The following is a 25,388-nucleotide window of genomic DNA, read 5'->3' as shown; positions in this document are numbered from 1 at the left end:
ATAGTTAAAACACGTTCGTGACCGCCAAGTTTTTTGTGCCCTAAGAATATGGGCCTGATAGGTGTTCGCTTGAGACGTTCGGCCCTTTTCCTTCTCGCTATCGCCGCATTCGTGGCCTTCGCGCTGTCGCTCTCAGTTTCCGGAGCGGACGCTTCCGAGGGAGGCGCCAAAATAGGAAACATGTTTTATGAGACTGTTCCGAAGGCTTTGGAGGCCAGCGAATCCGGCGATGTCGTTTTTGTCATCGGGGATGAGGTATCCGGGAAGAATCCGTATATGTCTGCAACCATAGACGAGGATGTCACGGTCAAAGAAGGCGTGACATTGGTGCTCCCATATTCCTCTGTTCTGGATAAAGATGGGACGATGGACGGCAACGATAAAGCTTCTGCTAAAATATCGAACGATCGTTATCTGGCATTGATTCTTGAGAAAGGTTCGACCATTACGGTAGAAGGCGAGCTCATAGTCGGGGGGGTGCTTTCTAAGCTTTTCACTTTCGATTATCAGGGGCATACGTCCGGAAGTTTCGCCCGCCTTTACATCAAGGGGGATGTCACGGTTAAGGACGGCGGGGTTCTCCGCTGTTATGGCTCTCTCATGGGGACCGGAACTTTGCGCGCGGAGAAGGGTTCAGAGATATATGAGCCATTCATCGTCACCGATTATGTCGGCGGGGATTTCGCTTACGTCAACTACAATAGCGGGCAGTCTCCGTTCAACAGATATGCTGTCCAGAATATACAGTCCAAATTCGAGATGGAATATGGAGCAATTGTTCATGGGCTCATGAATCTCTATGCGAACAAAAAATTCAACAAAGCCACCGTCACTTTGGTCGGGGTTGATGAGGGGCTAATCAAACTGGCCGAAGGGGCCTCGCTCACGACCAGGTACGTCTCATCTGAATATCTTTCTGCCGAAGGGATGAGCGATGTATGGGATGATGATTGGCAGAGTAACATATGGAATGATGTCGGCAAGAAATACATCAGAATAGTGGGCGGAGGATCTGCCGGATCCATAATCCTCGATGTGCAGGGGCGTCACGTGGACACCGCAAAAACCGTTTTTTCAATCCCATATAACTTTGACATAACCATCGTCAGCGGGAATTTCGAGATTGCCAATCAGCTGAGGTTCCTGCCAGGATCCAGCCTTGGAGTCGCCAGAGGGGCAACGCTGAACGTCACAGGGACCTTGATATGCTATAATGGCCTTTATGACCATGTTTTTGAGAAAAAATACTATCCGACACCTGAAATTCTTTCGGCTGGAGGGTTTAGTGTTGTGGCCGACATGGTGGTCAGCGGTGAGATGAAAGTATCCGGAACTTTTCTGGGCACTATTCAATCCTCCGTGGTCGGATCTAAGGTTCAAATCGATAATGATGCTAAGTTGTCATCGACGGCGGTGTATGGCGCCGACGGCAAGTTCAATGGCAAGATTATTGAAAACAAAACCAGCATGCCGATCAGCGCGATGGCATGCGGCGCCGACGGCAATCTTTTCACCTTGCTTCCCGGCAAAACCTATACTTCCATCGATAGGGTCAGCAGGGACGTGGCATTCGTCTGCCAGTATAAGGACGAGATAAGCGGCTATTCTGGCGTTTTGACTTTCACCCAATCCATCATGGGCGCTTGGGATACCGGAGATTTCCATGTCACATACAACGCCAACGGGGGCTCCGGAAAGGTTCCGACCGATTCGGGCCTCTATGAATACGGCGAATACGCCACAGTCTTGGCCAAGAACACCCTTTCCAAATCCGGATTCGAATTTTCCGGATGGTCGGCCAGCAAAGATGGCTCGGTGCCTATATACAAACAGGGCAGTTTGATCAGAGTCCTCGGGGATACCGTGCTGTACGCAGTCTGGGAGAAGGAAAAGGTCCATGTCACCGGTGTGACGCTGAACAAAACTTCGGCAGAGCTCCTGACGGGAGAATCACTGGAGCTCATAGCGACCGTTATGCCTGCCGATGCGACCGACAAAAGCGTTGTCTGGTCCAGCAGCAGCCTCAAGATAGCATCCGTAAGCGGCGGCAAAGTGGCGGGCATATCCCCCGGGACCGCGACGATAACGGTCAGAACCTCCGACGGAGGATACACCGCCACATGCAAGGTCACGGTCACCGCCAAGATTGTCCCTGTTACTGGGATCACATTGAACAAAGACGCCCTATCCATCGTCCAAGGGGAATCCGCGACCGTCATAGCCACGCTGTCGCCATCCAACGCCACGAACAAGACGGTTATTTGGAGCACGAGCGATTCGTCGGTTGCGACAGTCAGTTCAGGGAGAATCTCGGGGATATCCCCCGGGACTGCGATCATCACCGCGGTAACTTCTGACGGAGGATTCGAAGCGGAATGCAAAGTCACCGTCGATGATGGCGAGGTGCATGTCGAATCCGTGAGCATAGACAAGTCCGCCGGGACCATCAAAATCGGAGAGACATTGGCATTGAGGGCCATCATCACCCCTTCGGATGCCACCAACCGCACCGTATTCTGGTCTTCGAGTGCTCCGTCGGTGGCCAGCGTTTCGGGAGGCGTAGTCACGGGGCTTTCCGAAGGCGTCGCGATAATAACCGTCACCGCCCAAGACGGCGGAGCAACGGATTCCTGCCAGATATCCGTTCAAAGGGTTCCCGTAACGGCCATAAGCATCAGCGAGGAGGAAGCTTCGGTCGCCATAGGCTACGAGTGCTCTCTCGGGGTCGACATCATTCCGTCGGATGCAAGCGATAAAAGAATCGAATGGTCAACCAGCGATCCGTCGGTGGCCACAGTTTCGAACGGGGTCGTGAAGGCCGTATCTCCAGGGACCGCTATCATAACCGCCACCTCTGTGGACGGGGGATTCTCGGATCAGTGCGTCGTGACAGTAGTGAAGAGTGCGATCCATGTCGCCGGGGTAACGTTGGACAGAACGAGCGCATCCATTATGGTGGGAGAGGAGACAGCTCTGAAAGTGACTGTCACTCCTTCTGATGCTGACAATAAGGTCATCATCTGGAAAAGCGTTGATCCTTCGGTGGCAAACGTCGGCCAGGATGGCATCGTGAAAGGTTTGTCTGCGGGCGTCACTAAGATAGTCGCTTCTTCTGCCGACGGGAACATATCCGATTCCTGTTCGATAACTGTCATAGCTAAGGAGATCCCGGCAGAAAGCGTATCTCTGGACAAGTCGACCGCATCGATGGCCGAAGGCGAAAATCTGAAGCTTACCGCTGAAGTTCTGCCGTTGGACTCAACCGATAATGTGCAATGGTCCTCAAGCGATACTTCTGTGGCTAAGGTTTCTTCAGATGGCCTTGTGACCGCACTTTCGGCCGGCAAAGCCACGATAACGGCCATAGCCGGCGGATTCTCGGATTCCTGCCAGATAACCGTCAAGGAACCAGTGCGCGCGGTCGAAGGAATAACTTTGGATCGCGAAAGCATGTCGTTGGTCTCCGGAAGCACTCAAACTATAGTGGCAACGGTCATCCCATATGATGCGACCAACAAAGAAGTGTTCTGGATAACGAGTGATCCATCTGTCGCCACGGTATCGGACGGGGTTGTCACCGGAGTTTACGAAGGCACAGCCAATATAATGGTGAAGACCGCCGACGGAGGATTCGAGGCAAAATGCGTCGTTTCGGTTTCCAGCGATATAATCTCGGTCACCGGAGTAGCTTTAGATCGGTCTTCAGCCACGATTGTTCTGGAAGAAACGCTGACCCTGTCTGCTAAAGTTTCGCCATCCAATGCGACCAACAAAGAGGTCTACTGGTCAACCAGCGATCCATCCGTCGCTACGGTATCGGATGGCATCGTCACTGCCGTTTCCGAGGGTACGGCGACGATAAGCGTTCTGACGATGGACGGGGGATATTCCGCCGAATGCACCGTTACTGTCGCGAAAGGCGAGATACACGTAACGGGGGTATCCCTCAGCAGCAGCGCTTTGGCATTGAAAGCCGGGGATTCAGCCAAGCTTTCCGCGGAGGTCAGGCCTGCCGATGCCAGCGATAAGAGGGTCACCTGGAAGACGAGCGATTCAGCCGTAGCCACAGTGGATTCTGATGGGAATGTGAAGGCCGTTTCACCAGGAAGCGCCACCATAACCGTCACAACCGTCGATGGGAGCCATTCTGCCGAATGCGCCGTCACAGTCGCGGAGGAACCCCATCCCGAAGGCGGCGGGAGCAACGCGATGCTATATGTTGGCATAGCCGTCATCGCGCTCTTGGCGATAATCGCAGCAGTCTATTTCGTCCGCCACAGATGAATGCGGCTTAGGGGGAGGATACGTCCTTCCCCTTCTAAATCGGCAATTTTCCGTTGCTTACGCGTTCTTTAGTTATGTTGGCCTTTCTTACTCCTTTTTATTAATATAATAGCACCCATAATTTTTATTAGTAGACCTCATACCCACATTGTCAGAGCCCAGGGGACCTTATGGGTCTTCGAGCCTGGTTCAGTGATTCAAATGAAGAACAGCAACGCGTTAATCATCGCCATGCTGGTATCTCTCATCGCGATGGCGGGCATCGTCTGCCTTGCGGACGAGAAAGCCGCCGCCTCCCCCAATTCGGGCGAGGAGCTCGTGGCAGATGCCAACATGTTCCTTGAGGAAACGATCGGCACCAACATCGTCAGCATAAAGTATACCGACGACGGCGTCATCGAGGTCATAGCAGACCCGGCTTTCGTTTCCGAGCTCTCTGCCAACACGGCGGAGATGAAAGGGCTAGCATACGACATCATCACCAAATACGACAGTTTCGTCTTGGATGGCGTTTCGTACATGGAAGGCGGAATTCCCGATCCTTCCGCGTCCGCCACCGGAGCGCTCTGCATCGCGGGGATCGCGATCAACAACATCTGCTCAGCGACCCCCGGACTTGTCACGGTCTATGCTTCCGAGAGCTTCACAGTGACCAAGACCGGATACGAAGAGTACGACGGAAGCGTCGTCGTCAAAATCCCGCTGGACCAAAAGTCTATTGATTTCGCGAGATACGCCACCAATTTCGTTCAGATCGACGTCTATGACGGCGAGATTTGCGCTGCGGCAATCGTTCCCGCGGCTTCCGGCGACGTTACTCTCCGCGAACTTGCGACTTTGTATTCTACGCTGACTGCTGACAAGGTCTTCGACCCCCAGTATGCCAGCATGATAAACACTCTCGCTGACATTGCCAACAGGCTTCCCAACGCGATCAGCTCGGTCAGTTTCGTCTGGAACTCAAACAAAACCGACTACAGCCTCACGCTTTCCGATTTCGAGCCCGGAGAGGGCGCAGATGCCTACCAGAAACTTGCGAAAGGAATCGTCAACGGAATCGGAGACGCTCTCCCGGGCACCGTCAACGCTTGGGACGTTCCTCTCAGCGAGTTTTACGACCCCTCCACCGGAGAATTCAACGTTTCCGGCCAGGCACATGCTGACTACTATGCAGGATACGGCACCGTCGTGCCCTTCACCGTCAACTTCGACGCTTACATAATCAACGCCGAAGACTCTGCCGCCGCCTTCGTCGCCGACATGAACTCTGTTTTCGAGTCCTCCGTCGGTCTCGATGCTGCCTATGGAGTCTATGAGAACGGGCAGATCAAGTTCTACGTCTACCCCCAGAATATCCCTGCCAATGTCGACTGGAACGACCCATCGATGGCTCAATTCATCATCGACAGCTATGTCAAATACGTCATGGGCGGCGTTACCTACATCCAGGACGGAGACATCCCTGACGTCGATGCCGCTATTAACGGCCTTCTCAGGGACGGCGTAAATGCCATCGGCAACATCAGCGTCGCCGAGCCCGGAATGGCTCTCGCGTATTTCGCGGATGTGAACATAATCAAATCCCAGTGCGCGCCGTATGATGGGGCCATATTCGTCTACGTCGACGTGGATCAGGCCATGATCGATGCCGCTGAGAAGATCTCTTCCGTCGTTTCCGTAGATGACAAGACCGGAAAGATTTCCGTCAGCGTTCCTCTTTACGGAATCGATGGGGAGATGACCGCCGAGTACCTCGCCATGCTGTACAGCCAGGTCAATGCCGTCCAGCTCTTCGGCGAGAAATACGGCAACGCTCTCAACAAAGTGCTTGAGCCTCTCCTCAATGTCCCTGAGCTCTTCAACATCCTCTCGATTGTCTGCGACAAGGACGGAGTATCGTACAAGATCGCTCTCAGGAACTTCCAGCCTGGAGATGGAGCCGATGCATTCCAGAAGATAATGGCTGGAATCTACAACAGCATGGACAAATCCCCCGAAGGATACACCAGCGGATGGGATGTCCCCATGTCCACCTTCTTCAACCCCGAAACCGGAGAGTTCGAGGCTTCAGGAAGCATCGTGATCAGCGGAGGCGGGATGGACATCAACATCGGAGTGATCGGAAAGGTCGATCCTCAGGAGCGTCCATACGACCTCGTGATCGAATCCCCCGAGCACGCGACCATCATCGCTGTCCCCGGAATCGATCCCACCAGAGTGGCTTTCGTCGTCATCCCTGAGAACGGGTATGCCGTTGATTCCGTCATCATCAATATGGGAGGTGTTACTTACGACATCACTGACACCATGGTTATTGAGCTGACCGACGACGCCGTCGTCACTGCAGAGGTCTCCCCTGTCTTAGTGCCCGTCGAAGGCGTCACTCTTGACAAGACCAGTATCACCATCTATGTCGGAACCAGCGCTGTCCTCAAAGCGACTGTCCTGCCTGCCAACGCCACCAACAAGAACGTCATGTGGAGCAGCAGCAACCTCAACGCTGTATCCGTCAATAACGGCGTTGTCGTCGGTCTCGCCAAGGGAACCTCGACCGTAACCGTCACAACCGTCGACGGAGGATACACCGCATCATGTGTTGTCACCGTAATAACCGGCCAAGCCACTGACATGACCCTCAACATCGATCGCGCCGAGCTCAGGCCCGGAAATGTCCTCATCCTTGAGCCCATTTTCTACCCTGCCGGTGCCGACCACGACCCGGTTGTCTGGTCCACCAGCGACGCTTCCGTGGCTACCGTCTACAACGGAGTCGTCAGGGCAGCTTCCGTCGGAACCGCCATCATCACGGCAACTTGCGGAGACCTCGTCGCGACCTGTTACGTCCTCGTGACTTCCGATGCCATCCCCGTCGAGAGAGTCGTCCTCGACGCCAGCGCGATCTCCATGTATGTCGGAGAGAGCGCGACACTGACCGCTACCGTCCTGCCTGCCGATGCGACCATAAAGGACGTCATCTGGAGCAGCGGCAACGAGTCTGTCGCTATTGTCAACGACGGCGTAGTGACCGGAATAGCCGCAGGAAAGACCGTCATCACCGTTACCACCGTCGACGGAGCCCACACAGCCACCTGTTCTGTGACTGTCATGGCCCCGATCGTCCATGTGACCGGAGTCACTCTCGACAAGACCTCCGCAGAGATTTTCGTCGGCGAGAAAGTCACTCTCATCGCCACCGTCCTGCCCGCCGATGCGACCAACAAGGCCGTCATCTGGTCCTCCAGCAACGCTTCCGTTGCGACCGTCGATGTCAACGGCGTCTTTACCGGTATCTCCGAGGGAACCGCCATCATAACCGTTACCACCGTCGATGGAGGTTACAAGGCCGAGTGCGCCGTAACCGTCAAGCCCATCGTGCCTCCAGTCGTCCATCCGACCGGAGTCACCCTTGACAAGACCTCCGCAGAGATCTGCGTCAACGAGACTCTCGCTCTCACTGCGACTGTCCTGCCTGCTGACGCCACCGACAAGAGCGTCACCTGGTACACCAGCGATGCTTCCGTCGCCACCGTCAGCGCCAACGGCGTTGTCACCGGTATCTCCAAGGGAATCGCGACTATTACCGTTGCCACCGTCGACGGAAACAAGACCGCGACCTGCGTCGTGACCGTGACCGAGAGGCTTGTGCCCGTAACCGGAATCACGCTCGACACCATCGCTACCACCATCGACGTCGGCAGCACCGTGACTCTCAACGCCACGATCATCCCCGCGGACGTTTCCAACAAGAACGTCATTTGGACCAGCAGCGACCCCAATGTCGCTACCGTCAACAAGGGAGTCGTCACCGGAGTTTCCAAGGGAACTGCCACGATCAGAGCCGCTTCCGAGGACAACCCCTCCGTGTATGCGGAATGTGTTGTGACCGTCAATGAAGTAACTCCTGTCATCCATGTGACCGGAGTCACTCTTGACAAGACCAACCTCCAGCTCAAAGTGGGCGAGACTGCAACCCTCAAGGCGACCGTTGTGCCCTCTGACGCTTCCGACAAGAAAGTCTCCTGGAGATCCAGCGATACCAAGGTCGTCATCGTCGATTCCGACGGAAAAGTCACGGCCGTCGGCAAGGGAACCGCGAAGATCACCGTCATCACCGAAGACGGCGGCAAGACCGCGACCTGCGACGTCACTGTCACCGACGGAGGATCCGGAGGCGGCGACAACAACCTCTGGCTCTACATCGGAATCGCTGCGGCAGCTATCATCATCATAGCTCTGCTGGCGTTCTTCCTCATGAGAAGGAAGTGATCCGAAACCTGAACGAGGGGGAAACCCCTCCCAAACAATCGGTCCGGTCTTCGAAGGCCGGGCCGTGGCTTTCTTTTTTTCTTGTTATAATCCCTGCTCAGTTTTATGATGGGATGCGAAACCGCGGCTGTCAGGAAAGACTTTATCTGCTTTTAGATCTTCTTTCGATAATCGATATGTAGATAATAGAAGGGAATTGATGCAAGGGGTCATCATCGGCCCCAATAATATCGAAGGGTTTGGATGGGGTTTCCCATCCGCATCGCACTTCAAAAACGTGATCGATCTGATGTTTCGGTTCCGGTCATCACAGGGCTATTTTGCTTTTGTATTCCAGGCATCTCCCTATGAATTCTGCGGCTATATCCGGGTTCGAATAGTAGTACAGATGAGGGAATCCAGCGATTATGCGGCCGTCGTCATGGATGCATCTGTATTCCAATCCCGACGGTTTCTTTGCTTTCCAATCGCTTCCGCAGTTGTCGCTGTCCCAATAATGGAATTCGTGGCCTTTGCACCATATCCCGCTGGATTTCGATTCGAAGGTGGCATAGCCGAATCTGGTCAGCTTGCTCATGTTCTTGGAATCGCCGTCGATGACGTTGCACATGCAGTATGTCATGCCTTCCTTGTTGGTCATCATCGTATGGAGGTACATGAAGCCGCCGCATTCGGCCATGCATGGCATCCCGGCATCCAGCTTGTTTTTTATGTCCTCCCTCATGGCAGCGTTGTCCTCCAATTCCTTGGCGTGGAGCTCGGGATACCCTCCCGGTAGCATTATGCCGTCGACGTCCGGAAGTTTCTTGTCCTTCAAAGGCGAGAATCTGACGATCTCGGCGCCCATCCTTTTCAGAAGATCTACGTTGTCCTCGTATATGAAGCAGAAAGCGTCGTCGTCGGCGAGCCCGATTCTTGTTTTCCCAGCGGTCTGGGGTATCTCCGGAGGTTCCCCTTCGATGTCGGGGGCCTCGTTCGCGATCTTTATCAGCGAGTCGATGTCCAGAGTCCTCTCCAAGACGTCAGCCAGTTTGTTGAGTTTGTCCTTCAGATTTTCGATTTCTCCGGGGAGCACGAGGCCAAGGTGCCTGCTTTCGAGCACCAGATCGCTCACTTTGGGCACGTAGCCGATGGCTTTCACGCCGAGTTTCTCTGCTTCAGGCGCTATCATCTTGAACACTTTCTCGGACATCCTGTTGAATATGACGCCTTTGATGTTGTTCTTCCTGTAATCGAGGAATCCTTTCAGCACCGGGAGCGTCGAGAGGCTCGCCCCGCGGCTATCGATCAGGAGAATCACAGGGGTGCCGGTTTTGATGGAGACGTCATAGGAGCTCGCTTCGGAACTGTCCACTTTGATGCCGTCGTAGAATCCCATCACGCCTTCCACCACTGAGATGTCGTATCCTTCCGCGCTTCTGGAGAAGATATATCTCAGGTCGTTTTCTTTCAGGAAGAAAGCGTCCAGATTCTTCGATTTGGCGCCGATGATGCGGCTGTGGAACATGGGGTCGATGTAATCGGGACCGCATTTGAACGAGGCTGTCTTAAGCTTCCTGTTCACCAGAGCCTGCAGTATGCCGCAGGTCGTGAGCGTCTTTCCGCTGCCGCTGGAAGGGGCTGCTATCATGATCCTCGGGCATCTCATTTTCTCGCCACCGTGATGTATACCGGATTCTGTGCGGTCATAAGATGGTATCTGCCGGCTTTCCTGGATTTCGAGGCGTTGATGCAGACGGTCTCCTCTTCGACGAGGCCTTCCTCGCGGATGACCGCCATAGTCTCAGACAGAGTCTCCAAAGTGACGGAGTTTATGACCATGCGGACGCAGGGATTCATGGACAGAAGCTTCTCAACGATCTCCTTCAGATTGCCCGACGACCCGCCGATGAAAGCGTGGGTGGGCGCAGGCAGACCTTCCATGGCATCCGGGGCCAGACCGCGGATCACCTTTACGTTCGGAGCGCAGAACTTCTTTTTGTTGAGTTCGATGAGATCAGCCGCTGCATCTTCCCTTTCAATCGCGTAGACTCTGCCTTCCGGGCAATCCAGCGCCATGGCAATGGATACCGATCCGGTGCCGGCGCCCACGTCGAATGCGACCGAGTCCGGGGAAAGGCGGAGCTTCGCGACTGACAGCGCTCTGACGTCGCTCTTCGTCATCGGCGCATCGCCTCTTATGAATTCCTCGTCCGGAATCCATATCGGGCAGGATGCGTCCGGATGAGGGTTCTGGATCACCGCCGCGCAGAGGGCGCCGAATTCCTTGCTTACCAACTCTTCAGGCGACCCGGAGACTATCGATTCGTCCTCGTAGCCGAGGTTGCTTCCTATCGTCACCGTAACGTCAGGAAGATACTCCATAAGCTCGGAGCACAGGGCTTTGGCCCCTTCTGTACCGGACAGCAGTGCGAAGACCGTCCCGTTGGTTCTCGCCGCTCCGGTGACGTTGAATTCTCTGCCATGGATGCTCGTCAGCTTTGCGTCCTGCCACGGTATCCCCATTTTCGAGCATAGATAGGCGGCGGTGGAGATTCCGCACTCCGATTCGACGTCGAATCCTTCCAGCGCTTCCAGCAGTTTCTTGGCGCCGCTGTAGAATCCGATGTCACCTGATAGGAGGATCGCTATGTTTCTGTATTCCTGATGTGAGGCCAGGTATTCCGCTATTCTGTCGGCGCGATATTCGGCCAGGGTGTTGGGACCTTTTGCGCCGGCGGTTCTCAGCATCCTTTCGGCGCCTATGACCAAGTCAGCTCCTTTGACTATCTTCGAGGACCTCACGGTCATCCCGTCTTCGCCCATCCCTATCCCGATCAGAGTGACCTTTCTCTTGGAGCTGTCTTTGAGCTCCTTGCCGACGATGCGTCCCAGCTCAGCCAGAGCGTCCGCATATTGCAGCCCGCTGTCCGGAGGCCTGGCAACGAGGACAATTTTGGCGCCGGTCTTCTCCGCGGCGGATACTTTCTCCGGGAACCCTCCGGATGGTCCGGAATCTTTCGTGACGATCCATTTCGCATCCGCATGGTTGATGGTCGCAACGTTGAACTCCTCCGAGAATGGGCCTTGGGCGCAGATAAGGTTCTTGCCCTGGAATCCCAGCGAACTGCATTTGCTTACAGATTCTGGGGTCGAGAGGACGCGCATGAACACCCTCTCCGTATGATTCGGAATTTTGGTGTATTCCTCGGCTTCCTTGGATCCGGTGGTGACGAGGATGTTTCCTTCCGTCTTGGAAAGGAACTCCGCGGCTTCGCGGACCGAACCGACCACTGCCATCCCGTCTTGGGAGCCGGCGTCTCTGAGCACCCTGACCAATTTGGTTCCGGTGGCGTCGCATGCCTGCCTGATGTGCTCGGATATCACAGATGCGTACGGATGGGTGGCATCGACGACGCAGCCGCATCCCTTATTCCTTATTTCTTTGGCGATGCCTTCAGCCCCTCCGCAGCTTCCCACCTGGACGTCGGAGATTCCATCGCCGGACATCGCGTCAGCTCCGTATTGGGTGGCCACCCTCACATGGACGTTCGCGCCGGCGGCCTTCAAGAGCCTGGATATCGCCCTTCCCTCGGTCGTCCCAGAGAATATGAGTATGTCTTCCATGTCAGAACCTCGGTTTCACTTCGATTTTGGATAGGGCCACAGTCATCCCATCGGAAGCGGTCTTCCGGCGTATCAGCGTTCCCCCGCGCGCTTTGATCGCGGCCCTCTCGCACACGCAGTCTACGGCGGTCACGGATCTGACGAAATTCGATCCCGAGAATTTCCCCTCCAAAGACATCAGTTCTTCCGAGGTGAAGAACATCACAGGGCATTTCAGGGACGCGGCGAGGTCCAGAACCGCTCTCTCGTCGGATTTCAGGTCTATGCTGGACACCGATCCGACTCTTTCGGGAGCTATGCCTTCTTCTTTCAGGACTGAGAGCACGAACTCAAGCATCTTCCCGGGAAGGATCCCTCTTTTGCATCCGACGCCGACGGAGATGTCCATGGGAACCAGGTTGAGGGTCACATTGAACGGGGATTCGGAGGGATCCGAAGATATGCGTACGCCGCAGTGCCCGGCGTCGGCTTCCGTGAGCCCGTGGGGCAGGTTTCCTTCGATGGGTCTGTCTGATGATATGCCCACGAATTTGTCCGCCAGTATGTCCGCGGAAATTATCTGCACTTTGTGGAGGTCGGTGATTCTGAGGCAATTTTCGGTGGCGAACACGTCAACAGAGAACTTCCCGTTGATATCCGTCGCGGTGGTTATGATGGGCGTGGCGCCTATGCCAGCAGCTATTCTTGCCGTCAGGCGGTTGCTTCCGCCGATATGCCCGGAAAGGAGAGCTATCGCGTATCTTCCGTGCTCATCCACGCAGACGACCGCGGGGTCCACATCTTTGGTTTTGACGTATGGCGCGATGAGCCTGACAGCTATTCCGGTAGCTCCGACGAACACGATAGCGTCCACGGACGGGAAAGTCTTGGCGGTCCATTCGTCAGATGAGCACTGTATCATCTCTATGCCTTCGACGTCATGGGTGGTTTTGCACTGGGCGGTGACGTCCTCCCCATCCAGAGAGTCCCTGATCCTCAGGGCGGTTTTGCATCCGTTTGCCGTGAACGCTATGATCGCTATCCTCATTTCCGCGTCGCCTCCTCGATGAGAGCGTCTGCCAGTTCGGTCTTCCCCAGAAGGCCGTAGACCGACGAGAACATGACCGCCCCAACACGGATCTTCCCGGCCGTGCGGTGGTTCATGTAGAATTGGATTTTTTCCATAAGGATCCCGCAGGTTTTTTCCATGAGCTCCGGGCTCAGCAGGCTCAGAGCATCGTCCGTGGATATGCATCCCATGATTCTTTTGACCGTATCGATATCCGCGCCTGCCATCGCAGCGTTGGCGGCTATCGTCTCCATCCTGCCGTCCGCATTCCGGGAATGGGTGTTCATTATCCCGGCCGCCACTTTGACGATCTTCCCTATGTTGGAGATCAGGACCACATCAGTCTCCAGCGCGCAGGCATGGTCCAGCATCTCGCCGACGAAATTGCTGCATTTAACGCACATGTCGTCCGTGATCCCGGGGATGGAATCGCTGAATTCCTTGCCATAATTTCCGGGGACGACTATCAGGACCTTCTCTCCGGCGGCGGCATGGACGTCCATCTCTTTCTTTATCGACGCCACCAGAGCGGTTTCGCTCATCGGCTCGACTATGCCGCTGGTGCCGAGTATGGATATCCCGCCGACGATACCAAGACGGGGATTGAATGTTTTGGTAGCTATGTTCTGGCCTTCCGGCACGCTGACCACGACCGAGAATCCGCCTTTGTAGCCGTATGTGAGCGCCAAGTCCTCCAGAGCTTCCCTTATCATGCTTCTTGGGACTTTGTTTATCGCGGCGTTCCCGGGAGGCTGATCCAGGCCTTTCCGCGTGACCCTGCCTACGCCCACTCCTCCATCTATGGTAATGCCAGCGTCCGTGAGCGTCACTTCGGAGCATATCAGCGTTCCATGGGTTGCATCCTGGTCGTCGCCTCCGTCTTTTCTGACGGCGCAAATGGCGCGTTTCCCCTCGGATCTCGGCTCTTCCACCGGCAGATCGAGAAGGATTCCTTTGGGCGTGAGTATTTCGACATGGGCAGGGAATACGCCTGACAAAAGGGCTTGAGCGGAAGCTTTCGCGGCTGCGGCAGCGCATGTGCCAGTGGTATGGCCGCATCTCATCCGGCGGGAACCCACGATCACATAGTTGCCTTCCATATCTCTGCCTCCGTTTTCCATATTGTTGGATGTATAGATATTATATTATAATTGGGTGCTCACAACGCGCTTAGGACGTGAAATGCAATCCGTTCGGATAGATATTCCGTCTGTTTCCATTCGAAAGTTTGGAGTTGAATTACGGCCGGCGATTCTTATTTATTGTCCCTTAATCTACAACCCTCACCGATATGCGCCGATAAAGGTGCCGAGGAGGAACTGACATGATATCGTTCATAGGTGCGGGCCCGGGCGACCCCGAGCTCCTGACGTTAAAAGGTAAGAGGCTCATCGACGCCGCTGATGTGGTGATATATGCGGGATCGCTGGTCAATCCCGCCGTTTTAGATGGCTGCAAGCCCGATGCGAAGATTTACAACAGTGCCCTGATGAATCTCGACGAGGTCATCGAAGTAATGAAAGAGGCTGAAGCCGCCGGAAAGAAGTGCGTCCGCGTGCACACCGGGGATCCCGCCATCTACGGCGCCCACAGGGAGCAGATGGACAGGCTCGACGAGCTCGGCATAAAATATGAGGTGATCCCGGGGGTCAGTTCGTTCCTCGGGACCGCGGCGGTCCTCAACGCGGAGTACACCCTCCCAGGGAAGAGCCAGAGCGTCATCCTCACCAGGATGGAAGGCAGGACGCCTATGCCTCCCAGAGAGAAGCTTGTGGACCTCGCAAGGCATCACGCCACCATGGTCATTTTCCTCTCCATCGGATTTTTGGACGAGATGGTCGCGCAGCTTGAGGAGGGCGGATACGAGCCCGAGACTCCAGTCGCAGTCGTCTACAAGGCCACCTGGCCCGACCAGAAGATTGTTAGGGGCACTTTGGCCGACATCGCCGCGAAAGTCGAGGCAGAGGGCATAAAGAAAACCGCTCTCACAGTCGTCGGGGATTTCCTCGGGGATGAGCACGACCTTTCAAAACTTTACGATAAGACATTTACAACCGAGTTCAGGGTTGGCAAACCAGAGTGATATAATGGCTATAACCGTAGTGAAGCCTGAGGACATAGAAGCGCACAGCATGGCGACCATAGTCTCCGAATTGAACGGAAGGACTTGGCCTGAGCCAGAGTTCTCCATAGTTAAGAGATGCATACACACTTCCGCCGATTTCGATTACGCCGACAATCTGGTGTTCTCCGAGGATGCGGCGAACATCGGAGTCAAAGCGATAAGAAACGGCGCCCACATCGTGACCGACACCAAAATGGCTGCCGCCGGAATCAACAAGCCCAGGCTCGCCCAGTACGGCGGAGAGGTCCATTGCTACATCTCCGATGAGGACGTCTCCGCGGAGGCCAAGGAACGCGGATGCACCCGCGCCACCGTGGCGATGGAGAAAGGCGCCGAGCTTGCCAAGAGCCATCCGGTCATCTTTGCCATCGGGAATGCTCCCACCGCGCTGATAAGGCTCGCGGAGCTGATCGATTCGGGAGAACTCAAGCCTGCATTGATCATCGGGGCACCCGTCGGATTCGTCAACGTGGTCGAATCCAAGGAGATAATCATGGAGAGGGATGTGCCGTTCATAGTCCCCAAGGGAAGGAAAGGCGGATCCAACATCGCGGCGACAATCTGCAACGCGATGATGTACTATAAAGGCTGAATCAAACCGGGGCGTCTAACTGGGCGCTCCATTTTTAAGACTATAGTGATAATCGAGAAGACTGCATCGTTTTCTAATTTATCACTATAGTATTATAGAGAAAAGTGCGGGGGAATCCCCCGTCATTCAGTCAGAGCTTTCCAGCAGTTCTCTATCAGCTGCTTTTCCTGCCTGACAATCTCGTCTCTGGTCATTATCTGCTCCATGGCCTGGCCGATCTGGACGTCGGTGGATCCGGGGGAAGTCCCGCCGTAGGAATCGCGCCGTTCCATGCATTTTCTCACCGGGAGCACCTGATACACGTCCTGCTCTATCCTGTCGGAGAAGCTTCTGAGCTCCTCGAGAGGCATGTCCTCGAGGTTCACGCCTGATTCGATGCTTTTCCTCACGGCGGCGCCGACGATCCCATGGGCTTCTCTGAACGGGACGCCTTTGGTGACCAGATAATCGGCAAGATCGGTGGCGTTGATCTGCCCTCTGCTGGTGACTTCCATCATTCTCTTCGTATTGAATTTGGATGTGGAGATGACTTTGGACATGATTTTTACGCTAGAGATCACCGTGCGCATGGATTCCATCACGGGGGACTTGTCCTCCTGGAGGTCGCGGTTGTAGGTCAGCGGGAGGCCCTTGGTCATGACTATCATGGTCGTCAGGGCGCCTATCACAGATCCGGTCTTGCCTCTGACGAGCTCCGCGATATCCGGGTTCTTCTTCTGAGGCATGATCGACGATCCGGTTGCGTATCTGTCGTCCATCTCCACGAACCCGAACTCCTGCGAAGACCACAGTACGAGCTCCTCGCAAAGAGATGATAGGTGGATGGCGGTCTGCGCCGCGCAATATGCCAGTTCGGTCACGAAATCCCTGTCGCTGACGGTGTCCATGGAATTCTCGGTGGGCTCTCTGAATCCCAGGGCGGCGGCGGTCATCCTCCTGTCTATCGGGTAGGTGGTCCCGGCCAGGGCGGCGGCTCCGAGCGGGCATTTATCCATTCTCCTGAAGGCATCGAGGAATCTGTCTGCGTCCCTGGAGAATCTGAATGCGTGGGCGAGCATGTGCTGGGCCAGGGAGACCGGCTGCGCGTGCTGCATATGGGTGAACCCAGGCATGACAGTTCCACCGTTCTCTTCGGCGACCTTGACGAGGCTCATCATGAGGCTGTCCGCCGATTCTACGGCTTTCAGGGCCTCATCCCTCAGGTACATCCTGAAATCCACGGCGACCTGGTCGTTCCTGCTCCTGCCCGTGTGCAGCTTCCCTCCGGCCGGGCCGATTCTCTGGGTGAGAGTGAATTCCACGTTGGTGTGGATGTCCTCCAGAGAATAGTCCAGTTCGAAGGTTCCGTCCGAGATCTCCTTCAGAATCCCTTTCAGCCCTTCTACGATGTCGTCGGCGTCTTCGGCGGGGATTATCCCGCACGCCTTCAGCATCTTTGCGTGGGCCAAGGATCCCATGACGTCGTAGAACGCCAGTTTGGAGTCCACATCCAAGGATGAGGTGAATTCCAGAGTGGAATCGTCCATCCCGCCTTCGAACCTTCCCGACCAGAGAGCCTGCTGCAAAGGGATCACTTCTTCCCGTGGGCTTTCGCGGCGGTTCTTCCGGGGAGACCCCAGACGTAGATGAATCCGGTCGCGGATCTGTGGTCGAAGCTGTCGCCTTCGGCGTAGGTGCTGAGGCCGGTGTCGTACATGGAGTACGGGGATTTTCTTCCGACAACGGTCGCGGTCCCTTTGTACAGCTTGACTCTGACGGTTCCGGTGACGTATTCCTGGGTCTTGTCGATGAACGCCTGGATCGGCTCTCTGAGGCCGCCGAACCAGAGCCCATCATACACCAGCTGGCAGTATTTCTGCTCGATACCGCGCTTGTATTCGATGGTGTCTCTGGGGAGGGTCATGGCTTCGAGTGCTCTGTGGGCAGTTATGAGCGTGACCGCGGCGGGGCATTCGTAGGTCTCGCGGCTCTTGATGCCGACCAGACGGTCCTCGACGTGGTCGATTCTGCCTACGCCGTGCTTTCCGGCGGTTTTGTTGAGCTTCTCGATCAGCTTCACGCCCTCGACCTTCTTGCCGTTGAGGCGGGTCGGGATACCATTCTCGAATCCGATCTCTATGTATTGGGGTTCGTCAGGCGCTTTCTCGGGGTCGACGGTGTTCTCCCAGACGTCTGCGGGGGGTTCGGCCCAGGGATCTTCGAGGATTCCGCATTCGCAGGAACTTCCCCAAAGGTTCTCGTCTCTGGAGTACGGGCTCTCTTTCTTGACGATGATTTCGATCCCGTGCTCTTTGGCGTATTCGATTTCCTTCTCTCTGGTGGTGACCCATTCTCTCATGGGGGCGATGATCTTCAGGTCGGGGTTCTGGGAGACTATTCCGACGTCGAATCTGACCTGGTCGTTCCCTTTGGCGGTGCATCCGTGGGCGATGTACTTGGCCCCCTCTCTGTTGGCCACTTCGACGAGTTTCTTGGCTATGAGGGGTCTGGCGATGGAGGTGCTCAGAGGATACACGTTCTGATAGAGGGCGTTGGCTTTGAGCGAAGGCCAGACGTAATCCGAGACGAACTCCTCGGTGGCGTCTATGAAATCGGATTTTATGGCTCCGTTTCTGAGGGCGCGGGCGACGATGTCGTCCTTGCTGGGGGGCTGGCCGACGTTGATAGCGATGGCTATCACGTCGAGGTCGTATTGCTCCTGGAGCCAATGGATGGCGACTGAGGTGTCGAGGCCTCCGGAATACGCGAGGACCACTTTGTCTTTGGTTTTCTCTGCCATGATTATCGCTCTGGGAGAGAGTTTCTTTCGATATATGACCATCGGACCGGAAGTGGTCGAGGGTAGGTTCGTCCATGTCTGGTTCATGCTGTATGTTGGTGCCCTAGCGCATCATTGATCGTAGTCGGCTGGCCTCCCACCCGCTCTGAATGGGCGATTATGTTCAGAAAGACTGGATATACGTTGTCCAACGCGTAAGATCTTGAATCTGCCGGAGATCGAGGGCGCTCGAACCCACCATAATGGATTGTAGTTGGTTGAGCGCGGTCTCGATCGTTTCCTGTTGGGCATTAGGCCATATTTGTGTCAGATTAGGGTCACCGTTATGTCGCATTCCACTGTCTCCGTCTGGTCTGGCAGGAGCGTACGATCCCTGAAGAACGTCACTGAATAGTGCTCGGTTTCAGAGTATCTGAATGGTTTTATCGTAATCCTGTCCTCTTCACTCACTATGTTTTCGTTTAATCTCTCCTCTATTTCCTGGATCAGCTCTTGTATATCATCCGTGGATATTTCGGCGATTGTCCCCGGCTCGATTGTATAGCTTTTTCCATCATTGGCTTCGCATTCGTCTATGTCGTACCACAGTGAGAATGTATTGTTTAACAGGCTAGAGGAATCGTGGAAGGTTGTGTCTTCAATTTGGAAGGACCATCCAATATAAAATTGGGTATCGGGGTAGCAAATATTCACATTTTGAGTGCCGTTTCCTGTTGGACTAATATGGGGGTCGTAGTCGATCAGAAATGAATAGTTGTGCTCACATGACACTCTCAAATCTGATACCGCAGTCCATCTGTCCCAGAACGACGTGGATACGTTGGCATCGCCGGTGAGTTTGTAGTGTGTAAGGGCTATATACAGGTCATCTTCGATTTCAATTAGATCGTACTCAGTATTTACGATTAAATCTCCATAGTTTCCGTGCGTCTTGGTTAGGGAATAAACGACGGAGTTTTCTGGCGCCAGTTGACCAGGAGTTGGAGTGTTTGATTGCGAGTTTTCTGTCCATTCGAACGCAGATTCGATGGAATCGTTCAGTTCGCCCCCAATTTCGCTGTAGCAGTATGTGATGTTGTTATTATCATCATGCCACAGGCCATACACGTCCGCGGAGTCGGAGTATGCGGTGGGCAAACCGATATTCTCTGTGGATAACGCATCGGGACTGTTCCCCGACATGATTACCGGATGTCCCGATGCGGCTATCTCGGCAATCATTCTCATGCGAGATGCATTGCCGCTCAGCCAGTTGCTGCCCACTAGCAGCGCTTCGCCGTCACCCAAGGTGTCGAAGATTCCGTTCATTGCCGAGGCCCTCAATCCATCCAGAGTATCCGAAACTATCGCTGGACCCCTGTCCAGGGCCTCCCTGACGTATCCCGACGACACGTTACTTAATAGGATATCGTTTCCGAAATTGGAAACAAGATCGTTCGCACGGCCTATGAGATTCCAGTACATGTCATACATTCTTTCTAGAGAGTTTTGGCTGTGGATCCCAAACCTCACGAGACGGTCTAAGGCGCGCAGGCTTTCCAGTTTAATGGCATGTCTGGCCACGATTTCTTGGCTGTCAAGAAGGTCGCAGATGTCGTCCTCGCTGAATGCAGCAATAATCTTCTCGCTCACGGAGATTTTCTTGGCGATGGCATCCAGCAGAGCGTCCCTAGATCCGTATCCTTGATCGGCTTCTTCCGGTTCTTCCGTGACGCAGGATGGAGCCACGGATGTAAAGTAAAATTCGTTATCGTCGGAATCCATCATCTCTTGAACCTCATCGTTGCTGAGTCCGAATTCTGGTGCCAGGGCCTGTAATTGGGCCTTTGTGACGGTGACGATTCCTGCTGCTTCCCTTTCTTCGATAGTCATAGCAGAAGGGCCACCTTCTGAAATAGAGGGGGCTGATATGGATATGATGTGCTTCCCTGCGCTCAGGTATTCGTATGTAGGGCCGAATATTGCGTATTCGGTAGTGAAACTAACATCTTCACCCGGTAATACATGGGCGATAAATGCCATGTTCTGGCCGGTCCAATCTATGTCCGGGTTCCAAGTCAATGTTCTGGTAAAATGATTATCACTAATAGTGAAGCCACTCGATGAACCTTTCATCATTCCAATAAAGGAGAGGAGCAAAGATGAGATGACATTTATCCCCATTGTAGGGTTCAATATAGAAATCAATGTTTGGGCTATAAGACTGATTGCAGGGGTAGGGTTAAATCCTGAGCCGGTTGATGATGGCATACACCAAGAACGTGTAGAATCTGTATCGGGAGTCATTATCATGGGGCCGTGATCCGACGTTCCATCCACATCCATAAATGCAATGCGAATGTAATCTCCATCAGTGGATTCTCCCATCCCAGTAGTTACAAATGCATAATCCCACGAACCGTTTTCTGTGGAACTCCAGATTCCTCTAGGTATCCAGATCGATGAAGCAGCTTTTATTTCGTGTTGAACTCCGTCTGAAAAACTTGTGGTTGCATTGCTTGTGTAGATAGCTAACAGTAGGTCTTCATTATATGGATATTGGTTTTCAAATATCTGCTCACCAATTGAAGAAAATGAGACTTGTCCATCATCAATGACGTTTTCTATTGCTGACATTTGTGATAAACATCCTGATGAACTGAAGAGTATCATTGTGGCCACAGAAATGGTCAGTATTTTTAAAACAGTTTTATTCATAGAATCGCACTCAATTATTATTGCTAAAGTGTATTGTGACAACTTCGTTCGCTGGATGTTTGTACCAGATTCCTTTGTAAAAATAGGATCCCGCCCCCACAATAAAGTCGATCTTGCCTTCTGAGCGGTCGAACCGCTCTGTAGACTCGAAATCGACCACGAAAGTTCCACCTCCGATGGCCTTTTCTTCGGCTAAATATGAAAAACCAATATCGAATCCATAACGATTGGCACTAAGTTTCGGTACTCCGCGTTTCTGCTCCCAGTCGCTATAGGCGCCGACTATAATGAATGAAGGATGAGCGTATTCCTGGTCGAGAGCGGTATTGATTCCAACGCCCATCGGATCGTTCCCTTTCATTTCCATCTCGCCAACTATTTTCAGCAGGATTTTGTCGCCTTTATCAATGGCGAATGCGGATCCTTTTATCCAGGTGCCGCTGTGCTCTGTGTCGGCGACATCGAAAGATGCCGTTCCGAGCAGCCCCTCGTTCGCGCTGACTATTGGGTATTCCTTTTTGTCATCGGCACTGATTATTATTGCCGCAATCACCGCGATTGCAAGCAGCAGCGCGACGGCCAAGATGATATGTGCTTTATTCATTCTCACACCCACATTTTTGGCGCATTATCAATCATGCATCCACACAGCATACAATATGTAATCATCTAGCATCTGAATAGTATCATTAAAATTATACTCGGCGATAGTTGAGTTAGGATTTGTAGAATAACCGATGCATGTGTATCCAGATCTGTAATATCCCCTGTCCCAGAGGCTGACGAATGTCCCTTCGCTATACGTAGAAGAATCCGGTTCTGGGGCACCCAATTCAATGGTCATCTCCAGATCTTCATACTCTTCCGCACCGTTTGGGTCAATCGTCAGAGTATGCGGCAATCCTTTGTAATACACATGCAACGTTTTTGTGATCTCGTGGAATTCTAGCCAAAAAGCGACCCATTTGCAGAACTTGACTGTGTAGACGTCTGATTGGTAGCAATGCCCAGATCCGTTGTAGCAATCGGCGCGCATGAATTTAGCGGGCTCGACATGATACATGCCCTGTCCCACCGCCTTCAATTCATCCACATTATGCCATATGTCGTATGTTCCGGTTTCGGTATCGGAGCCGTTGTGTACGGCAACATCTTGCACCGAATACGACCATCCAACGTTGTATGTAGTCGACGGAGGGATGCCGATCTCAACACCGTAGCTGATGTAGGCCGTAGAGACATTCGATACCGTACCAGGCGCTGTGTAGCTGTATATCAGATTGTTTTGCGCATTGTTGGATTCGACGTACATGTCTGCCGTGAATCTATTATGATTCGGAACGGATTCTTCGTAATAGCGAGCGAAATAGTAGTTGTATCTCTCATCATCCTCGGGAATTGCATAATAATTGGTCTCAATATTCATATAGCCGTAGCCATCTAGATAGCCGCTGTAATCCGAGGAGTATTCTGTTCCGCAGGTAAGATCCGATGCGTTCCGCAATTGTTTCGCGCTCAGGATTCTGTGCGCCCAGCAGTAGGTCTCCGTCACACATTCTTGCATATCCGAGCCGTCGGCGCTGTGGCAGACATATCTCGATGATGAAAGGTCGTTATGTACTGCGTAGGCATGGCATCCGTCTACGAACGCGGCGAAAACGGAGTTCGGATTGTCCACGAACACATCGTACGAGCCGGTCACTGACACCACGATGCCGTCTCCGATCAGCAAATCCATATGCTTCCAGATGTCGCTCCGATTGTTTTTTCCGATCCAGCCGCCGTCTATAATGACTATGTCTTCGCTATTGTAATCGTCGAAGCTCTGGCTTATGCGGACGGTGTTCGTCCCGAAAGACACGGCTGCGAATATATCCTTCGCATTCCCATCTTCCCCGATCACGAAAACGGGGATATCCGTGTCCACAGCATTCCTATATCCTTCTGTGGAAGAGATTTGTTTGCTATTCCCCATGGAATATGGAAGAAACGCCATGGAAACTAACGTGGCAAGTGTTATTATCGCCATTAGAACCAAAATCTTTCTGTTCATTCAGACCTCCCGATTACTTAGCATTTCTGCTGAACTATTGTATATATTAAGTATATATATTAATTATTATATGTACTTTAAATACGGGGAATGCCTGATGCCTAGCAGATGGAACTGATCATCAGCAAATCAGCTGGAAAACCGATATACGAACAGCTGGAGATTCAGATAAAGAACATGATTCTCTCAGGAAAGCTTCGCCCGGGCGATCCGCTTCCGAGCATGCGCGAGCTTGCCAAGGATCTGAAAATCAGCCTGATAACCACTAAGCGCACCTATGAGGATCTCGAGAAGGAAGGCTTCATAGTTTCCATGGTGGGAAAGGGAAGTTTCGTTTCCGATACGGATTTCGGGTTTCTTTCCGAGTATAAGCTGAACGAGATCGAATCGCTGCTGAGCAAGGCCGTCGAGGAGGCTAAGACCTACGGAGTCGGTCTGCAGGAGCTCATCGACATAGTATCCATCTTCTATGAGGAGGGGAAGAGATGAACGCGGGAATCGCCATCAACCATCTGGAGAGGAGGTTCCATGATTTCATATTGGGTCCTATCGATGCAGAGCTCCCTGCAGGGAATATTACGGCCATAATCGGCAAGAATTCCTCGGGGAAGACCGCCTTGCTCAGTTGCATCTCCGGTTCGTACGCCGCTGACTCGGGCGATGTTCGTTATTCCAAGCCAGTTATCGGCGGGAACATGGGCATCGTGCTGGATCGCTGCCCATATCCGCCGGACATTGATGCCTATGGGCTCTCCAAGCTGATGTCTATAGTCATTCCCGGCTGGGATCGCCGCAGATTCTTCCATCTGTGCTCGTTCTTGGATATCGACCCAGAACTGAGGATAGCTGAGGTGTCCAAGGGAAACCAAACCAAGCTTCAGGTCGCCGTCTCGCTGTCGCATGAGACAGATTATTTGCTTATGGATGAACCTACCTCGGGTCTGGATCCGGGTTCCAAAGACAAAGTCCTGGGTCTTGTGAGGGAATACGTTTCGGATGAGAGGCATACCGTCGTCATAGCCTCGCATGACGCCCCGATGCTGGAGGTCAATGCCGATTACGTTCTCCTTTTGGACGGCGGCAAACAGGTTCTGTTCGATGACATGAATGCTGTCATGAGCGAGTACGGTCGCGTGAACGCACCCGCGAAGCCGATACAGCGGGAATACGTGATCGGCGAGGAATCCGGGAGATACGGCAGCGCAATCTTCATAAAGGGCAGGCCGGAGCTGTCGGAGAGCTTTCCAGAGCTAGGAATCGAGGACGTTACCCTCGAAGATCTCGTAATGCATTGCGGAGGATTGGTAAATTGAGGGGGCTGGTCGTCGCCTCGATATTTCTTCTGAAGAGAGAAATGGCCATCGGCATCCTGGTCACGGCGCTGTTCATCGCTCTGTACCATTCGGCATCTTGCATGGGCGCTATCGATCACAGCTATGTAGTCTTCATAGCTGCCGCATCGCTGTCCAGCGCGTTCTCCATGTCCATGCTGTCGATCTCCAAATGGGTTGAATCGGGGTGGGTAAAATTCATATTGTCCACGTTCGGGAATCCCAAGGCGATAAAAAGTCCTATTATCGCGGCAATATCCGTTCCTGTCTTGGCGAATTGCATTCTGTTGCTGTCTTATGCCCTGATCAACCCCCAGATAACAGGATACATGATCTCAGGGATGTTGATCATGATTCTTTCGCTGTCTGCGTTGGCGGCGTGCACATTTGCGTTTTGGTCGTATAACCGCAACCTTTCTCCGTTTGAATCGGCGGCCGTGATATCCCCCGTCATAGGCGTCGCCGCGGTTTTTGTGCATGTGTTCAGGCTTGTCGCACCGAACGAGCACATTCTGGGGATGTCCATCGCTGCAACTGCTATAACCGTGGTGGCTATCCTGATAATATCGGAATGCCGCTTCGACCCACACGGCGCCTGAGGTGATGC

At 53.6% G+C, this 25,388-nt stretch carries 16 protein-coding genes; 7 read left to right on the top strand and 9 right to left on the bottom strand.

Going from position 1 to position 25,388, the window contains the following annotated elements; translation table 11 throughout:
• Positions 1–69: 69 nt before the first annotated feature.
• Together IKP20_07265 and IKP20_07260 are read left to right on the top strand one after the other, a co-directional pair.
• Entirely contained in the window at positions 70–4,284 is a 4,215-nt protein-coding gene (locus tag IKP20_07265; GenBank protein MBR4504751.1) for an Ig-like domain-containing protein, read from the top strand.
• A gap of 201 nt (positions 4,285–4,485) precedes the next feature.
• Positions 4,486–8,550 carry an Ig domain-containing protein gene (locus IKP20_07260; GenBank protein ID MBR4504750.1) on the top strand — a complete coding sequence of 1,355 codons (4,065 nt, stop codon included), beginning with the start codon at positions 4,486–4,488 and terminating at the stop codon, positions 8,548–8,550.
• Between the two features lie 307 nt (positions 8,551–8,857).
• Here IKP20_07260 and IKP20_07255 read toward each other — a convergent pair whose 3' ends face one another.
• From IKP20_07255 to cbiD, 4 genes are read right to left on the bottom strand one after another with little or no spacing between them, the layout of a single operon-like run.
• Positions 8,858–10,198 carry a cobyrinate a,c-diamide synthase gene (locus IKP20_07255; protein MBR4504749.1) on the bottom strand — a complete coding sequence of 447 codons (1,341 nt, stop codon included), beginning with the start codon at positions 10,196–10,198 and terminating at the stop codon, positions 8,858–8,860.
• Positions 10,195–12,156 carry a precorrin-6A reductase gene (gene cobK / locus IKP20_07250; GenBank protein ID MBR4504748.1) on the bottom strand — a complete coding sequence of 654 codons (1,962 nt, stop codon included), beginning with the start codon at positions 12,154–12,156 and terminating at the stop codon, positions 10,195–10,197. Before cobK ends, IKP20_07255 begins: the two co-directional genes overlap by 4 nt.
• A gap of 1 nt (position 12,157) precedes the next feature.
• Positions 12,158–13,183 (bottom strand): cobalt-precorrin 5A hydrolase, encoded by a 1,026-nt coding sequence (locus tag IKP20_07245; protein MBR4504747.1) that lies wholly within the window; start codon positions 13,181–13,183, stop codon positions 12,158–12,160.
• Positions 13,180–14,304 (bottom strand): cobalamin biosynthesis protein CbiD, encoded by a 1,125-nt coding sequence (gene cbiD / locus IKP20_07240; protein MBR4504746.1) that lies wholly within the window; start codon positions 14,302–14,304, stop codon positions 13,180–13,182. The genes IKP20_07245 and cbiD overlap by 4 nt, the downstream gene beginning before the upstream one ends.
• A gap of 224 nt (positions 14,305–14,528) precedes the next feature.
• On the opposite strand from cbiD, the gene cobM reads away from it, so the two are divergent.
• Together cobM and IKP20_07230 are read left to right on the top strand one after the other, a co-directional pair.
• Positions 14,529–15,287 (top strand): precorrin-4 C(11)-methyltransferase, encoded by a 759-nt coding sequence (cobM, locus tag IKP20_07235; GenBank protein MBR4504745.1) that lies wholly within the window; start codon positions 14,529–14,531, stop codon positions 15,285–15,287.
• Between the two features lie 4 nt (positions 15,288–15,291).
• Positions 15,292–15,921, top strand: a complete 630-nt coding sequence (locus tag IKP20_07230; GenBank protein ID MBR4504744.1) for a precorrin-8X methylmutase — start codon at positions 15,292–15,294, stop codon at positions 15,919–15,921.
• Between the two features lie 122 nt (positions 15,922–16,043).
• On the opposite strand, the gene argH is transcribed toward IKP20_07230, so the two are convergent.
• The 5 genes from argH to IKP20_07205 form a co-directional block, all read right to left on the bottom strand.
• Positions 16,044–17,495 carry an argininosuccinate lyase gene (gene argH, locus IKP20_07225; GenBank protein MBR4504743.1) on the bottom strand — a complete coding sequence of 484 codons (1,452 nt, stop codon included), beginning with the start codon at positions 17,493–17,495 and terminating at the stop codon, positions 16,044–16,046.
• On the bottom strand, positions 17,492–18,700 hold the full coding sequence (locus tag IKP20_07220) for an argininosuccinate synthase (GenBank protein MBR4504742.1): 1,209 nt from the start codon (positions 18,698–18,700) through the stop codon (positions 17,492–17,494). Before IKP20_07220 ends, argH begins: the two co-directional genes overlap by 4 nt.
• Before the next feature lie 306 nt (positions 18,701–19,006).
• Positions 19,007–21,397, bottom strand: coding sequence for a hypothetical protein (locus IKP20_07215; protein MBR4504741.1), 2,391 nt, complete (start codon positions 21,395–21,397; stop codon positions 19,007–19,009).
• Between the two features lie 10 nt (positions 21,398–21,407).
• The gene (locus tag IKP20_07210; protein ID MBR4504740.1) at positions 21,408–22,001 is read right to left on the bottom strand and encodes a hypothetical protein; all 594 of its coding nucleotides are present in this window, start codon (positions 21,999–22,001) and stop codon (positions 21,408–21,410) included.
• A gap of 27 nt (positions 22,002–22,028) precedes the next feature.
• On the bottom strand, positions 22,029–23,324 hold the full coding sequence (locus IKP20_07205; protein MBR4504739.1) for a hypothetical protein: 1,296 nt from the start codon (positions 23,322–23,324) through the stop codon (positions 22,029–22,031).
• Positions 23,325–23,558: 234 nt separating this feature from the next.
• On the opposite strand from IKP20_07205, the gene IKP20_07200 reads away from it, so the two are divergent.
• From IKP20_07200 to IKP20_07190, 3 genes are read left to right on the top strand one after another with little or no spacing between them, the layout of a single operon-like run.
• Positions 23,559–23,939 carry a GntR family transcriptional regulator gene (locus IKP20_07200; protein MBR4504738.1) on the top strand — a complete coding sequence of 127 codons (381 nt, stop codon included), beginning with the start codon at positions 23,559–23,561 and terminating at the stop codon, positions 23,937–23,939.
• Complete coding sequence (locus IKP20_07195) at positions 23,936–24,763, top strand: ABC transporter ATP-binding protein (protein ID MBR4504737.1); 828 nt, start codon at positions 23,936–23,938, stop codon at positions 24,761–24,763. Before IKP20_07200 ends, IKP20_07195 begins: the two co-directional genes overlap by 4 nt.
• A complete protein-coding gene (locus IKP20_07190) occupies positions 24,760–25,380 on the top strand; it encodes a hypothetical protein (protein ID MBR4504736.1) in 621 nt (206 codons plus the stop codon). The genes IKP20_07195 and IKP20_07190 overlap by 4 nt, the downstream gene beginning before the upstream one ends.
• Positions 25,381–25,388: the final 8 nt, after the last annotated feature.

The sequence above is a fragment of the Candidatus Methanomethylophilaceae archaeon genome, from assembly GCA_017524805.1.
GTDB lineage: Archaea > Thermoplasmatota > Thermoplasmata > Methanomassiliicoccales > Methanomethylophilaceae > Methanoprimaticola.
Note: the sequence above shows the minus strand (reverse complement) of the source record. Positions and strands in the feature narration are given on the sequence as shown.